Source organism: Chromobacterium sp. FG89 (assembly GCF_057808735.1).
The window spans coordinates 40,825-55,394 of sequence record NZ_JBMDIQ010000002.1; the positions used below are offsets into that span (position 1 = coordinate 40,825).

Consider the following 14,570-nt stretch of genomic DNA (forward strand, 5'->3'; position numbering starts at 1 on the left):
GCTGGCGCGCCAGCCGCAGCAAGTCGGTGACGAGGGTGGCCACGCTCCAGCCGTCCAGAATCGCGTGATGGAAGCTCAGCGTCAGCCGCGCGCGGCCCGTTTCCAGCCGGAACAGGGCGAGGCGCAGCAGCGGCGGGGATTGCGGCTGGAAGGGCCGGGCTTTTTCCGCGGCGACGAAGTCGGCCAGCGCCCGGCTTTGCGCCTCGGGCGCCAGTGCGCGCAAGTCGGCGACGCTCAAGGGAATGTCGCCGTCGCGATGGATCAGTTGCAGCGGTTCCGAGTAGGCGTTCCAGTGGAAGGTGGTGCGCAGCGCGGCGTGGCGTTCCGCCAGGCGGCGAACGGCGGCGCGCCAGGCGGCCTCATCCCAGGGCAGGCGCAGGTCGAAGCTGAAGATGTCGTGGAAGATGGCGCCGTTTTGCGACAGCTCGCTGTGGAACAGCATGCCGGCTTGTAGCCGCGACATCGGCAGCGCTTCGATCACATCGTCGGGCAAGCGCAGCCGGTCGGCTTGGGCTATCTGGGCGAAGGCTTGCCGCGCGGCGGCTTCGTCGTTGCCGGCCGCGTCCGGCGCTTCGCACAGCTGACGGATGGTGGGCAGGCTGAACAGTTTTTGCACGCTCAGGGCCAGGCCCTGGTCGCGGGCGCGGGCGACCACTTGCAGGGAGAGGATGGAGTCGCCGCCGAGGGCGAAGAAGTTGTCGTCGATGCCGGGCAGCGGCACGGCGAGGACGTCGGCCCAGATTTGGGCCAGCGCGCGTTCGGCGTCCGAGCGGGCTTCGACGCGCAGGGCGGCGCTGGCCGCTTGCGGTGCGGGCAGCGCGGCGCGGTCCACCTTGCCGTGATGGGTCAGCGGGAAACGCTCCAGCGCCACGATGACGGCGGGCAGCATGTGTTCGGGCAGCTCGGCGGCCAGCGCGGCGCGCAGCGCGGTGGGTTCGGCGTCGCCGACGGCGTAGGCAACCAGCCGCGGTTCGCCGGCGGCGGGGCGGTCCAGCAGCACCAGCGCCTCGCGCACCGCGGGCAGCCGGCACAGCGCGGCTTCGATCTCGCCCAGCTCGATGCGGAAGCCGCGCAGCTTGACCTGATGATCGGCGCGGCCCAGGTATTCGATCTCGCCGTCGGCGCGGCGGCGAGCCAGATCGCCGGAGCGATAGAGGCGGGAGCCGTCGGCGGCGAAGGGGTTGGGCAGGAAACGGGAGGCGGTCAGCGCCGGGCGGTTCCAGTAGCCGCGGGCGACGCCGGGTCCGCCGACATAGATCTCGCCGGGCACGCCGACGGGCACCGGCTGCAGGAAGCGGTCCAGCAGATGGAAGGCCAGATCGGGAATCGGCTGGCCGATGACCTGCCCACGGCGAGCGTCCAGATCGGCCTGACGGATGGCGCGCTGGGTCACATGCACGGTGGTTTCGGTGATGCCGTACATATTGACCAGCTCGGGACGGCTATCGCTGCGTTGTTGGAACCAGGGTTCCAGGCTGGCCAGCTCCAGCGCCTCGCCGCCGAAGATCACCAGGCGCAAGTCGGGCAAGGCGTGAGCGGCGGCGGCGGGAATCAACTGGCGGAAGGCGGCCGGGGTCTGGTTCAACACCGACACCCGGTGCTGTTGCAGCCAGCCGGCGAAGGCCTCGGGCGAGCGGGACACCCAATAAGGCACCACCAGGCAAGTGCCGCCGAACAGCAGCGGCCCCCAGATCTCCCACACCGAGAAATCGAAGGCGTAGGAGTGGAACAGCGACCAGACATCGTCGGGCCCGAAAGCGAAGCGCTCCGAGGTGGCGGCGATCAATCGGACCACATTGTGATGGCTGACCACGCAGCCCTTGGGGGTGCCGGTGGAACCTGAGGTGTAGATGACGTAGGCGGCCTGCTGCGGGTGCAGACGGCGCGGCGGCGGGGTGTCGTCGCCGGAGGAGACGGCGACGTCCAGCCAGCGCAGCGCCAGTCCGGCGGGCAGGGCGTCGGCGGATTCGGCGTCGCCGACGACAACGTGGATGGCGCTGTCGCGGACCAGGAACTCCAGGCGCTCGGCGGGATAGCCGGGGTCCAGCGGCACATAGGCGGCGCCGGCTTTAAGGATGGCGAGGATGGCGACCAGCAGATCGGGCTGGCGCTGGCAGCACAGGCCGACGCGCTGCTCGGGCAGCACGCCGAGCTGGAGCAATTGCCGAGCCAGTTGATTGGCGCGGGCGTCCAGTTCGCGGTAGCGCAGCGCGGCGGTGTCGCCCTGAACGGCGATACGTTCGGGGAAGGCCTGGGCGGCGTGTTCGAACCAGCTGCACAGATCGGGATGCGGCGGCGCGACGGAAGCGGGCAAGGCGACGGCGCGCGGCGGCTTGGCCAGCGTTTGCTGCGGATCGCGCAAGAGGCTGTGCAGCAAGGGCTCCACGCCGTCGATGAAGGCGGCGGCGTCCAGCTCGGCGAAGCCGGCCAGATTGTAATCGAGGTCCACTTTCACCGGCTGGCGGGAGTCCGCCTCGCGCACGAACACCTTCAAGGGATAGTGCTGCGACAAGGCGCGCATCGCGGTCATATTGCTGACGGTGCCGTCGAACATGGCGTCGTAATCGTGCTTCTCAAACGACAGGCTGATTTCGTAGGGCAGCCGGTCTCGGCCGAGGCCTTCGGTTTCGCCTATCGGGAAGCGGTGATGGCGGAAGTCGGCTCTCAGCTCGCGCTGGATCAGGCTGAGCAGCTCGGCGAAGCTCCAGTGCGGCCGCAGCTTCAGACGCAGCGGGCACAGGCTGGCGAACAGGCCGGGGGTGTTCTTGGCCAAGGCGCTGCGGCGGTTGAGGATGGGCAGCGCCAGCAGCAGATCGTCGGCGCCGAATTCCCGCAGCGCGTGGGTGTAGATCAGGCCGATGAAAAAGTGGAAGACGGTGGCCTGGTGCGCGGCGGCCAGTTCGCCGATGCGGCTATAGCTTTCCGCCGATAGCTGGAAACTGCGCTGACCGCAGGCCAGTTGTCCGCCGGCGTCGGCGAACAGCCGGGTTGAGTAGCCGGCGAGCTTGTCTTGCCAGTATTGCCGGTCTTTCTCGTAATGGCGCGACGCGTAGTAGCCATCCTCTTCCTCCACCTGCTCGGCCGGCGTCATCGTCGACGCCGGCTCCGGCGACAGGCCTTGGCGCAGGCTGTTGTAGTAGCGGCATTTCTCGCCGTAGAGCCGGGCGATGGCCCAACCGTCGAAGGCGATGTGGTGGAAACGGCCGTACAGGATGAAATCCTCTTCCCCGTGCTGTAGCAAGGTGTAGGCGGCCAGCGGCGTTTGACCGTCGAAGGGGAAGGCGCGGGCGAAATCGCGCTCGGTCCATTGCTTGGCCGCGGCCTCCGGGTCCGCCTCGCCGCGGGTGTCTATCACCGTCAGCGGGCAAGGGTGGCGCGGGCAGAGCACTTGGCGCGGCTGACCGCCGGCTTCGTCTATGGCGATGCGCAACGCCGGCGTGTGTTCCATCAGGGAGACGAGCGCGGTTCGCAGGGTTTCGATATCGAGAGCGCCCTGGATCTTGATGAAACCGCCGATATTGAACAGTTCGGGCGCGGAGAATAACGATTGATGAAAATAGATTTCCAGCTGCCGGCGTGTAAGCGGGAAGGTTTTCATTTGAGTTATTCCAATCTTATTTAGAAAGTATTATGCCGAAATATGCTTTTGTACTGCCTTGTGTGTCGCGTAAATCTACACCGATGTGAATTAAATTAGTGAAGCAATTTAACTGGTAAATAAGTCAGGTTTTTAATACTTGCGGTACATGATAGCGTCATTCTATTAAGATAATGGGATAGCTGATGCAGCGATTCGCATTATTGATTTTCAAATATTCTTGCTGAATACGGTTTAAATGTTGCTTGTTTAACTCGTATTGTTTTTATCTTTACTTTTGCATTTGCGAGGAGTTTTGAAATGAGTTCGAATGATGCGGAAAAACCATTGGCCGCCAGCCGTCGCGACTTTTTGACCGGGGCCTTGAAATTGACTTCCGCCGGGGCTTTGGCGGGCTGGTTGCCGGCCGAGCGGATCATGGCGGCGAGGCTGACTTGCAGCCAGCCCAATAACTTCCCGGCGGACATTCCCCTATATAAGCAAAGCTTCAAAAACTGGGCCGGCGACATCAAGGTGGACGATGTCTGGACTTGCGCGCCGCGTTCCGCGGACGAAGTGGTGAAGGTGGCCAACTGGGCCAAGGACAACGGCTACAAAGTGCGCGCGCGCGGCATGATGCACAACTGGTCGCCGTTGACGCTGGCCGCCGGCGTCAGCTGCCCGGCGGTGGTCTTGCTGGACACCACGCGCTATCTGACCGCGATGTCCGTCGACGCCTCGGGCCCGGTGGCCAAGGTCACCGCCCAGGCCGGCATCACCATGGAAGCCTTGCTCACCGGAATGGAAAAGGCCGGTCTGGGCGTGACCGCCGCGCCGGCGCCCGGGGATCTGACCCTGGGCGGGGTGCTGGCCATCAACGGCCACGGCACCGCGATTCCGGCCAAGGGCGAACGCCGCCTGGCCGGCGCCAGCTACGGCTCGATCAGCAATCTGGTGCTCAGCCTCACCGCCGTGGTCTACGACAAGGCCAGCGGCAGCTACGCCTTGCGCAAGTTTGCCCGCAACGATCCGCAGATCGCGCCGCTGCTGGCGCACGTGGGCCGTTCGCTGATCGTGGAGGCCACTTTGCAGGCGGCGCCCAACCAGCGCTTGCGCTGTCAGAGCTGGTTCAATATTCCCTACGGCGAAATGTTCGCCGCGGCGGGCAGCGGCGGGCGCACCTTCGCCAGCTATCTGGACAGCGCCGGCCGGGTGGAGGCGATCTGGTTCCCCTTCACCAGCAATCCCTGGCTCAAGGTGTGGACGGTGACGCCGAACAAGCCGCTGTTCTCCCGTCAGACCGACAAGCCGTTCAACTACCCCTTCTCGGATAATCTGCCCGACGAAGTGACCGATCTGGCCAACAAGATTCTGTCGCTGGGCGACGGCAAGCTGACGCCGGCCTTCGGCAAGGCGCAGTTCGCCGCGGCCAGCGCCGGCCTGGTGGCGACGGCCAGCTGGGACCTGTGGGGCTGGTCCAAAAACCTGCTGCTCTACGTCAAGCCCACCACCTTGCGCGTCACCGCCAACGGCTACGCGGTGCTGACCCGCCGCGAAAACGTGCAGCGCGTGCTCAACGAGTTCGTCACCTTCTATCAGGCGCGGGTGCAGGCCTATCAGCAACAGGGCCGCTATCCGATGAACGGGCCGGTGGAAATCCGCGTGACCGGGCTGGACGATGCTAGCGAAGTGGCGCTGAGCGGCGGCGTGGCGCCGGCCTTGTCCGCCATCCGCCCGCGGCCGGACCATCCGGAATGGAACGCCGCGGTGTGGCTGGACATCCTGACGCTGCCGGGCACGCCTTACGCCAACCAGTTCTATCGCGAGATAGAGCAGTGGATTGAGGCCAATTTCAACGGCTCCTACGCGGCGGTGCGTCCGGAATGGTCCAAGGGCTGGGGCTATACCGACCAGGCAGCGTGGGCGGATTCCGCCATGCTGCAAACGACCATTCCCAACGCCTTCCGCGCCGGCCAGCCGGCGGCGGCCAATTGGGATGCGGCCAAGGCGGCGCTGGCGACGTATGACCCCTACCGCCTGTTCTCCTCGCCCTTGCTGGACAGCCTGGGCCTCTGAACGGCTTTAGACGCTGGAGCTTGTTGAAGACGGCGCGCCCTCCGATGACGGCGCGCCGTTTTTTGCCGCGCGCTCGCCTCCGCCGGGCCGCGGGCGCTACACTGCAAGCATCGCCGCCGCGCCGGATTCGCGCCCCTTAGCCCAGCCATGTCCACCTGCTACGCCCAAGTCGATTGCAATTCCTTCTACGCTTCCTGCGAGCGGGTGTTCAACCCGCGCCTGGCCGGCGCGCCCATTGTCGTGTTGTCCAACAACGACGGCTGCATCGTGTCGCGCTCGGCCGAGGCCAAGGCGCTGGGCGTGCCGATGGGCGCGCCTTACTTCCTGCACAAGGCGCGGCTGGAGCAGCTGGGCGTGGCGGTGTTCTCGTCCAATTACACGCTGTACGGCGATTTGTCCGGCCGCGCGATGCGGCTGCTGGCCGGCTTCGCGCGCGCGCAGGAGGTGTATTCGATAGACGAATGCTTTCTGGACATCGGCGGCGAACCGGAACCGGAGCGGCTGGCGCAGCGGATGCGCGACGCCATGTCGCGCGGCCTGGGCCTGCCGGTATGCGTCGGCATCGGCCCCAGCAAGACCTTGGCCAAGCTGGCCAACCACCTGGCCAAGCTGGACCCGTCCCGCGACGGGGTGATGAATCTGCAAGCGCTGGACGCGGCGGAGCGGCGAACGCTGCTGGCCGAGGTGGCGGTGGAGGAGATCTGGGGCGTGGGCCGCAAGCTGTCGGCCAAGCTGCGTCTGGAGCGCATCGGCCACGCCGCGGCGCTGGCGGCGGCGGACCGGGATTGGCTGATCCGCCGTTTCGGCGTCACCGTGGCGCGCATCGCCGACGAACTGGACGGCCTGTCCTGCCTGAGCCTGGAAGAGGCGCTGCCGCCGCGGCAATCCTTGATGTCCACGCGCTCCTTCGGCCACAAGGTGACGCGTTTGGAGGAGGCGCGCGAGGCGGTGGCGATGCACGCGGCGCAGGTGGCGGAGCGCTTGCGGCGTCAGGGCTCGCTGGCTTCCTTTCTGCAGGTGAGCTTGCAGCGCGGCGTGTATCAGCAAGGCACGGTGCAGCGGGACAGCGAGGTGGTGCCCTTGTTGCCGGCCAGCGCGGACAGCCGGGTGCTGGCGGCCGCGGCCGGACGGGCGGTGGAGCGTTTGTGGCGGCCCGGCGCCGGCTATCAGAAATGCGGGGTGATGGCCTGGCAGCTGGTGGACGCGGAACGGGCGCAGCCGGATTTGTTCGCGGAGGGACCGGATCCGGAAAAGGCGCGGCGCCTGATGGCGGCGCTGGACGCGATCAACCATCGCATGGGCCGCGGCACGGTCAAGCTGTTGGCGGAAGGGCTGGAGCAGCCGTGGAAGATGAAGCAGGACATGTTGTCGCCGGCCTACACCACGCGCTGGGAGGACATCCCGGTGGCGAAGGCGAAGTAGGCGCGGCCGGATGCGGCGGAAAGCGGATGGGGCCCCGGCTCTTGGAGTAAAATGCCGCTCTTGATTTGCAACCTGCGGGGCCAGGGCGGCGGCTATAGTGCAATCAAGCCGCCGCGCGCCGCACTTGAAAGCCAGACATTGAACCCTCTGTTTGCCCAGCCTTGCGCCATCGTCGACTTGGAAACCACCGGCGGCCACATCAGCCGCGACCGCATTACCGAGGTGGGCGTCATCCTGATCGACGGCGACCGGGTGGAGCGCTTCAGCTCTCTGATCAACCCCGGCCAGCCCATCCCTCCCTTCATCGAGAACATGACCGGCATCTCCGACGCCATGGTGGCGGCGGCGCCGAGCTTCGCCGATCTGGCCGAGCGCTTGCTGACCATGCTGTCCGGCCGCCTGTTCCTGGCGCACAACGCGCGCTTCGATTACGGCTTCCTGAAAAACGAATTCCGCCGCGCCGGACTGCGCTTTCAGAGCCAGTCGCTGTGCACGGTCAAGCTGTCGCGCCGGCTCTACCCGCAGTTTTTCAAGCACAGCCTGGACAGCCTGATAGAGCGCTACGACATCCGCCTGCCGGAGCGGCACCGGGCCTTGGCGGACGCGGAAGCGGTGCATCGCTTCCTCGGCATCGCCAGCCAGGAACTGGGCGAAGCGGCCGTGGGCGCGGCGATGGCGGCGGTATTGGCCGCGCCGCCGGAACTGGCCGGCCTGCCGGCGGCGCTGCAAGAGCAACTGGAGCTGCTGCCGGACGTGCCGGGGGTGTACGCGCTGTACGGGGAGGAGGGCAAACCCTTGTACGTGGGCAAGGGCGGCAATCTGCGCACGCGGGTGCTGGCGCATTTCGCCGCGGTCAAGGGCGGCGGCAAGAGCCGCGAGGTGCATATCGGCGAGCCCATCGGCCGGGTGGAGTGGCAGGAGACCCTGGGCGAGTTCGGCGCGCACTTGCTGGAACTGCGCTTGATTCACGCCTTGAAGCCGCAGCATAACCACCGCGGCAAGCTGAGCCCGGAGCTGTGCTCCATCCAGCTGGAGACGGAGGACGGCTTCACCCGCCCCAAGGTGGTGTACGCGCGCGAGCTGGATTTCAGCCGCACCGCGGATTTGTACGGCCTGTTCCGCCATGCGCGCGAGGCGCGCAAGATCCTGGCGGAAATCGCGCTGGGCAACGCGCTGTGCCAGTCGGTATTGGGCGTGGAGGCGGTGACCAGCCGCAAGGGCGCGCCGTGCGCGGCTTTGAAGCTGGGCCGCTGCCGCGGCGCCTGCATCGGCCGCGAGCCGGCGGAGGTGCACAATATCCGGCTGCTGGGCGCCTTGGCCAAGTTGAAGGTGAAGGCCTGGCCGTTCGCCGGCGCCATCGCGGTGGTGGAAACCGATGAGGTGACCGGCGAGCGCGCCGAGCATGTGTTCGACCGCTGGTGCTATCTGGGCTCGCGCCAGGGCGACGGCGGCCCGCTGGAGGGCGCGCCGTCCTTCGATCTGGACAGCTACAAGCTGCTGGAAGGCTGGCTGCGCAAGCCGGCGGAGGGCACGGCGCTGCGCGAGCTGTGAATGGATGCGCTGTTGCATTCATGCCCGTCTCGGGCTCGGATAATCATGCGGGCACAGCTCAAACCGCGCCGGGCCGCCGCCGGAACCTTAAGGCGATGCGCGGAGGCGGGCGTTTCCCTTTTTTATTACACCGCCTCTGTCCGTCCTTTGCATGTCATGGTTATAAAAGGCTTGATGCCGCCGCCGGGCAAGCGTGGTCAAAGGCGGGGCGGACATGAGATGCCTTGTTTTGTCCGTTCATGAAACCCCTGCTCAGCCGTTGCATAGGCAGCCGGCTTGTTGGCGTAAGCGGTATGAACGCCTGGGGCTCGGGAGAGATTCATGGTGCCCGCCCTTGCGAAAACCCAGGGCCAGCATTCCCCTTCAGAAAGTCAAAAGCATCTTGGCCGCCTTATTTGAAATGTATCGATGTGAATAAGTGCTGTATGGCATAACTTGCCCAGGAATTCGCTGAACGCCATCGCCATGGATGGATGCTTGCGAAGCGAACTTTCTTGGAAGCTACAAAAATCAATAGCTATTGACGATATTTTTAAAGGCTTGATTTTAAATAGCGCGTGAAGTAAATCCGTTTGTGAGCTTAGCCATGAACGGAGGTGGAATTGTCAAACCGCACTCTCGGATATCTGATGTTGACGTTGGCGATGATGACTGTTGGTTCTACCGTGATCGCCTCAAAATTCATCGCGGGGAGCATGCCTCCTTTTTTTGCGACGGCGCTGCGGTTTGCTCTCGCACTGCCTGTGTTGATTCCCTTGCTTCTCCTGCAGAGGGAGAGGTGGCCAAAACTTACGCGCAGCGACGGGTTTTTGCTTCTGCTCCAGGCGGGGGCGGGGAGCGTCGGTTACACGACCTTGTTGATTTCCGGCCTGTCCTATCTTCCTGCCGCCGATGCGGGTGTAATCATTGGAACGCTTCCCGCGGTCTCCGCGCTTTTTTCTGTCATGGTTTTGGGGGAGCGGCCAAGCGCGCGGCTGCTCATTGCGGTAGGGCTCGCCACCATTGGCGTGATGGCGGTGGCGTGGAAAGGCTCCGGGCCGCTGTCTCTCATCGGCATGGCCTGCATCTTGGGGGCCGTCGTCTGCGAAAGCGCTTTCATTCTGCTCAACAAGCGCATGCGAGTGCCTTTGCGGCCATTGTTGCAGACCACGGCGATGACGGTTCTGGGTCTGTTGGTGTCCTTGCCCGTTGCCTTCCTCGAGCTGCCGTTTGCCATGCCGGGTTCCGAGGCGATTGCGGCGGTGATCTGGTATGCGCTGGTGCCGACCGTCGGCGGTTTTCTGTTGTGGTATGGCGGGGCCGCGCGGGTAAGCGGAAGCGAGGCCGCCACATTCACCGCCGTTGCGCCCTTGACTGCGGTGCTGCTTGCCGCGCTGGTTCTGGGCGAGCAAATTGAAATGAGCCAAGCCGTTGGCGTCGCGGCGGTGATGCTCGCCATTCTGGTGCTGACGATTCCGGCGCGTTTGGAGACGGTGCCGCAAGTGTGAGCGGCATTCGTTCATCCCGTGATGGCAAACCCAGGCATGACGACAAAGGGGGCTACGCAAGATGTACTTTCATCATTCTGACGAAGTGTGGGGGCGATTCCCGGAACTGAGAGCCCTGGTTCTGGTTCTGCGACAGGCTGGAAACGCCGGACTGAATGCGGGAGCGCTTGACTCCACTTATGCAGAGGTTGCCGCTCTGCAGGCGGAGAGGGCCGAGAGCGAGGTCCCGTCGCTGCAGGCATGGCGCCAAACCTATGCTGAGATGGGTTTGAAGCCCACGCAGTATCGCTGCGCGGCAGAGGCGCTGCTGCGCCGTTTCCGGAAGGAGGGATGCCTACCTCATGTCTTGCCGCTGATCGACGCGCTTAACGCGGAGTCCATGCATGCGGCCATTCCGATTGCGGCATTCGATTGCGCATGCCTTAGAGGAGGCGTGGTGGTCAGACCGGCGAACGGTCTGGAGGCGTATCAGGCATTTTCCGGCGAGATTGAGCGGCCGGCCGTGGGTGAAATCATTTTCGCCGATGAAGATCATCAGGCGCATTCCCGCCGCTGGGTTTTCCGGCAAGGCGCTCAGTCTGTGATTTCCCCGACCACGGACACCGTGCTGATGGTGGCCGAGGCGCTTCACCCGCAGGCATGGGAAGATTTGCAGGCCTTGCGTGATCGGATTGGCATCCGGATGGGTGAAATGGGCGTGGCGATTGCCGAGGAAGACATGTTGTCGCCCTCAAACCGGCGTTTCGAGTTTTCCCTGTGAAGAATGGAAGCGCGGTCCGTCCCGTCAGCCGCACCCAATAAAGATAAAAGCCCCGCTTGGCTTGGCAAGGGGGCTTGCAGATGCACGGAGCGCCGCCATTGAAACGGGCGCTCCTGTTTGCAGGATGGCGGGCGGCTGAAGCTTGGAAACCTTGATCCCGTCATGTCTGCTTGAGGGCCTGCTGAAGCAGGGCATGAGTGAAATCATGCTTTACGAGGGCCTCAGAGCCAGTTCTTCAGCAGCAAGGCCGCCAGCAGGATGGCGATCAGCGCCAGCAGCCAGTTCTGGCGCTTCTGTTCCCGCATCAGCTGGATGTAGCCGCTGATCAGCAGCTCGCTGTTGGCGGAGGACAGCGCGTCATTCAGCTTGCGCGGCAGCGTGGGCAGGGTGGTGGCCCATTGCGGCGCTTCGTGCTTCAGCGTGCGCAGCAGGCCGCGCCAGCCTATCTGTTCGTTCATCCACTTGGTCAGGAAGGGCTTGGCGGTGTCCCACAGATCCAGATTGGGATCCAGCTGGCGGCCCAGGCCTTCGATATTGAGCAGGGTCTTTTGCAGCAGCACCAGTTGCGGCTGGATTTCCACATTGAAGCGGCGGCTGGTCTCGAACAGGCGCAGCAGCACCATGCCGAAGGAGATTTCCGACAGCGGCTTCTCGAAGATGGGTTCGCACACGGTGCGCACCGCCGCTTCCAGCTCCTCGGCGCGGGTGTCTTTCGGCACCCAGCCGGATTCGATGTGGGCGGTGGCCACGCGGTGGTAGTCGCGGTTGAAGAAGGCGAGGAAGTTGACCGCCAGATAGTGCTTGTCGGTGTCGGTCAGGGTGCCGACGATGCCGAAGTCCAGCGCGATGTAGCGGCCGTCGGCGGCGACGAAGATATTGCCCGGGTGCATGTCGGCGTGGAAGAAGCCGTGGCGGAACACTTGGGTGAAGAAGATTTCCACGCCGAAGCGGCTGAGCTTGGTGAGGTCCACGCCGGCTTCGCGCAGCCGGTCCACCTGGCCCACCGGGATGCCGTGCATCCATTCCAGCGTCAGCACGTCGCGGCTGGTGTAGTCGTAGAACACCTCGGGCACGATCAGCATGTCCGAGTTCTTGAAGTTGCGGCGCAGCTGCGAGGCGTTGGCGGCCTCGTGCATCATGTCCAGTTCGTCGTGCAGGTATTTGTCGAACTCGGCCACCACTTCGCGCGGCTTCAGCCGCTTGCCGTCGGTGAACAGCTTCTCCACCCAGCCGGCCAGCGTGCCCATCAGCGCCAGGTCTTGCTCGATCACCGGCTGGATGCCGGGGCGCAGCACCTTGACCGCCACTTCGCGGCCGCGGCCGCCGTCGGGCCGGCGCAGCCAGGCCTTGTGCACCTGGGCTACGGAGGCGCTGGCCACCGGGGTGTTGTCGAAATCGACGTAGAGTTCGTCCACCTTGCGGCCCAGGCTGCGTTCTATCATCTCGCGCGCCTGCAGGCCGTCGTAGGGCGGCACCCGGTCTTGCAGCCGGGCCAGTTCGTCCGCGTAGTCCGGCGGCAGCAGATCGCGGCGGGTGGACAGCACTTGGCCGAATTTGACGAAGATGGGTCCCAGGCTTTCCAGCGCCAGCCGTACCCGCTGCGGCAGCGGCGCGCTGGTGTCGCGGCGCAGCGGCAGCAGGCCGAACAGCTTGTGGACGAAGCCGAGCTTGGAATGGCCTTCCAGGAAGTCGTCCAGGCCGAAGCGGTAGAAGGTGGAAACGATCTTGATGAAGCGCGAAGTCCGCATGTGCCGTCAGGCCTTTGTCTGTTCTTGTTGCAGCGCGGCCTGCAGCCGCGCCAGGCGTTTTTCCAGGCGGCCGGCGTCGTCGCGCAAGGTGTCCACCGCGGCGACGAAGCCTTGCACCTGGCGGCGGCCGGCCAGCACCGGCGTTTCCTCGCGCAGATGTTCCACCCAGTTGGCGGCCAGCCGCCAGGCCACCTGGCCCTTGAAGCCGAGCAGGCCGCGGGCCAGGGTTTCCGCGCGCTGGGCGGCGGCGTCGCCCACCAGCCGGGACAGATCCTCGGCGGCGTTCCATTGCAGGCGGCCCAGCAGGCGGCCGAGGGCGGCGGCCAGTTCGGCGTCGCCTTCCAGCTGGATGTCGCTCAGCGCCGGGTCGCGCCCGGCCGCCGCCGCCAGCGCGACGGCGTGTTTGAGCCGTACCGTGGCTTCCGGCTCGCCCTCGCAGGCGGCCAGCCAGCCGTCGTCGGTGAACACGCCGGCCACGTGGAAGGGCGGCAGCGCCACGGCGACGCGCCGGCCGGCGTGCGCGGCCAGTTCCGCCCGCACCGCCGGGTGTTGGTTCAACAGATGGTTGAATGCCGCGATCTGGATGCCCATGCGCTGTCTCCGCCGTGATTGGAAGGTGAAGGGGTCTAAGGCCGCATTGCCGGAGCGCCGCGGATCGTAATCAGGCTCTTAGAAGCTGTTCAAAGTCTTGCGGGCAAGAGCGAGACAAGGCGAAAACGAGCGAAAAAGCGGAATGTACGCGTGGCACATGAGCATTTTGAGCTTGGTTTCAACGCCGTATCGCTGAAGCGCTGCAGACCTTGAACAGGGTCTTAGAACTTGTAGCCCTTGTGCAGGGCCACCACGCCGCCGCTCATATTGTGGTAATCCACCTTGCCGAAGCCGGCGCCCAGCATCATCTGCTTCAGCGTTTCCTGATCGGGATGCATGCGGATGGATTCGGCCAGGTACTGATAGCTGTCGGGGTCGTTAGCCACCAACTTGCCCATCACCGGCAGCGCCTTGAAGGAGTAGAAGTCGTAGAACGGCGACAGCGGTTTCCAGACTTTGGAGAACTCCAGCACCATCAGCTTGCCGCCCGGCTTCAGCACCCGGCACATTTCCTTCAGCGCCGCGTCCTTGTGGGTCATATTGCGCAGGCCGAAAGCCACCGACACCGCGTCGAAGTAATTGTCGGGGAAGGGCAGCTTCTCGGCGTCGGCCAAGGACACCGGCAGCACAAGGCCGTCGTCCAGCAGCCGGTCGCGGCCCACGGTCAGCATGGAGCTGTTGATGTCGGTCAGCCACACTTCGCCGCTCTTGCCCACGCGCTTGGCCCAGCCGCGCGACAGGTCGCCGGTGCCGCCGGCGATGTCCAGCACCTTGTCGCCGGCCTTGACGCCGGAAGTGGTCAGGGTGAAGTGTTTCCACACCCGGTGCAGCCCGCCGGACATCAGGTCGTTCATCACATCGTATTTCTTGGCCACCGAGTGGAACACATCGGCCACCTTGGCGGCTTTTTCGCTTTCGGCAACGGTCTTGAAGCCGAAGTGGGTCGTCTTGTCCATGGTCACTCCCTGCTCGCGCCTGCGGCGGCGAGGCGATTGAGATAATCCTGCCAGTACTGGTCGCGCTTGGCGCCCAGCTCGTATAGATAGCTCCAGCTGTACAGTCCGCTGTCGTGGCCGTCGTCGAAGGTGATCTTCAGCGCGTAATGGCCCACCGGCTCCAGCGCGGTGACGGCGACATGGCGCTTGCCCGCTTGCAGCACTTCCTGGCCGGCGCCGTGGCCGCGCACTTCCGCCGAGGGCGAGTAGACGCGCAGGTATTCGCAGGGCAGCTCGAAGCGGGCGCCGTCGTCGAAGCTGATTTCCAGCACACGCGACACCGCGTGCAGCTGGATTTCCTGCGGCGCGGGCGCGTCGGGAGAGAGTCCGGACATGGTCTGATCCTCAAAGGCGGCCGATTAA

At 65.1% G+C, this 14,570-nt stretch carries 10 protein-coding genes (1 of these 10 running past the window's edge); 5 read left to right on the plus strand and 5 right to left on the minus strand.

Translation table 11 applies throughout. From position 1 onward, the window contains the following. Window positions 1-3,598: the 5' portion of a jagaricin-like haemolysin non-ribosomal peptide synthetase HmlA gene (gene hmlA / locus ACODRW_RS02095; RefSeq protein ID WP_488905095.1), read on the minus strand. The gene continues 2,729 nt to the left of window position 1, outside the view; 3,598 of the gene's 6,327 nt are visible here — the first part of the coding sequence; its start codon is at window positions 3,596-3,598; the stop codon falls past the left edge of the window. 300 nt (window positions 3,599-3,898) lie between these two features. Here hmlA and ACODRW_RS02100 point away from each other — a divergent pair, with 300 nt between their 5' ends. The 5 genes from ACODRW_RS02100 to ACODRW_RS02120 all read left to right on the plus strand — a co-directional run bounded on the left by ACODRW_RS02100 (window position 3,899) and on the right by ACODRW_RS02120 (window position 10,873). Beyond that, a complete protein-coding gene (locus ACODRW_RS02100) occupies window positions 3,899-5,653 on the plus strand; it encodes a cholesterol oxidase substrate-binding domain-containing protein (protein ID WP_488905096.1) in 1,755 nt (584 codons plus the stop codon). Between the two features lie 147 nt (window positions 5,654-5,800). After that, window positions 5,801-7,075, plus strand: coding sequence for a Y-family DNA polymerase (locus ACODRW_RS02105; protein ID WP_486636515.1), 1,275 nt, complete (start codon window positions 5,801-5,803; stop codon window positions 7,073-7,075). A 51-nt stretch (window positions 7,076-7,126) separates the two neighbouring features. Beyond that, on the plus strand, window positions 7,127-8,626 hold the full coding sequence (locus tag ACODRW_RS02110) for an exonuclease domain-containing protein (RefSeq protein ID WP_107798085.1): 1,500 nt from the start codon (window positions 7,127-7,129) through the stop codon (window positions 8,624-8,626). A gap of 629 nt (window positions 8,627-9,255) precedes the next feature. After that, a complete protein-coding gene (locus ACODRW_RS02115) occupies window positions 9,256-10,113 on the plus strand; it encodes a DMT family transporter (protein WP_488905097.1) in 858 nt (285 codons plus the stop codon). Between the two features lie 61 nt (window positions 10,114-10,174). After that, window positions 10,175-10,873: a B3/B4 domain-containing protein gene (locus tag ACODRW_RS02120; protein WP_486636517.1), complete on the plus strand. Its 699-nt coding sequence runs from the start codon at window positions 10,175-10,177 to the stop codon at window positions 10,871-10,873. Window positions 10,874-11,094: 221 nt separating this feature from the next. Here ACODRW_RS02120 and ubiB read toward each other — a convergent pair whose 3' ends face one another. The 4 genes from ubiB to ACODRW_RS02140 form a co-directional block, all read right to left on the minus strand. Continuing rightward, window positions 11,095-12,621, minus strand: coding sequence for a ubiquinone biosynthesis regulatory protein kinase UbiB (gene ubiB, locus ACODRW_RS02125; protein ID WP_235084480.1), 1,527 nt, complete (start codon window positions 12,619-12,621; stop codon window positions 11,095-11,097). A gap of 6 nt (window positions 12,622-12,627) precedes the next feature. Beyond that, window positions 12,628-13,212 (minus strand): ubiquinone biosynthesis accessory factor UbiJ, encoded by a 585-nt coding sequence (locus ACODRW_RS02130; RefSeq protein WP_107798088.1) that lies wholly within the window; start codon window positions 13,210-13,212, stop codon window positions 12,628-12,630. Between the two features lie 221 nt (window positions 13,213-13,433). Then, window positions 13,434-14,168 (minus strand): bifunctional demethylmenaquinone methyltransferase/2-methoxy-6-polyprenyl-1,4-benzoquinol methylase UbiE, encoded by a 735-nt coding sequence (gene ubiE, locus ACODRW_RS02135; RefSeq protein ID WP_488905098.1) that lies wholly within the window; start codon window positions 14,166-14,168, stop codon window positions 13,434-13,436. 2 nt (window positions 14,169-14,170) lie between these two features. Then, complete coding sequence (locus ACODRW_RS02140) at window positions 14,171-14,542, minus strand: gamma-butyrobetaine hydroxylase family protein (RefSeq protein WP_227106830.1); 372 nt, start codon at window positions 14,540-14,542, stop codon at window positions 14,171-14,173. Window positions 14,543-14,570 lie beyond the last annotated feature (28 nt).

Coding starts and splice junctions, on each gene's coding strand:
- ACODRW_RS02100 (WP_488905096.1), top strand. CDS start 3,899: ATGAGTTCGAATGATGCGGAAAAACCATTGGCCGCCAGCCGTCGCGAC.
- ACODRW_RS02105 (WP_486636515.1), top strand. CDS start 5,801: ATGTCCACCTGCTACGCCCAAGTCGATTGCAATTCCTTCTACGCTTCC.
- ACODRW_RS02110 (WP_107798085.1), top strand. CDS start 7,127: ATGCCGCTCTTGATTTGCAACCTGCGGGGCCAGGGCGGCGGCTATAGT.
- ACODRW_RS02115 (WP_488905097.1), top strand. CDS start 9,256: ATGTTGACGTTGGCGATGATGACTGTTGGTTCTACCGTGATCGCCTCA.
- ACODRW_RS02120 (WP_486636517.1), top strand. CDS start 10,175: ATGTACTTTCATCATTCTGACGAAGTGTGGGGGCGATTCCCGGAACTG.
- ubiB (WP_235084480.1), bottom strand. CDS start 12,621: ATGCGGACTTCGCGCTTCATCAAGATCGTTTCCACCTTCTACCGCTTC.
- ACODRW_RS02130 (WP_107798088.1), bottom strand. CDS start 13,212: ATGGGCATCCAGATCGCGGCATTCAACCATCTGTTGAACCAACACCCG.
- ubiE (WP_488905098.1), bottom strand. CDS start 14,168: ATGGACAAGACGACCCACTTCGGCTTCAAGACCGTTGCCGAAAGCGAA.
- ACODRW_RS02140 (WP_227106830.1), bottom strand. CDS start 14,542: ATGTCCGGACTCTCTCCCGACGCGCCCGCGCCGCAGGAAATCCAGCTG.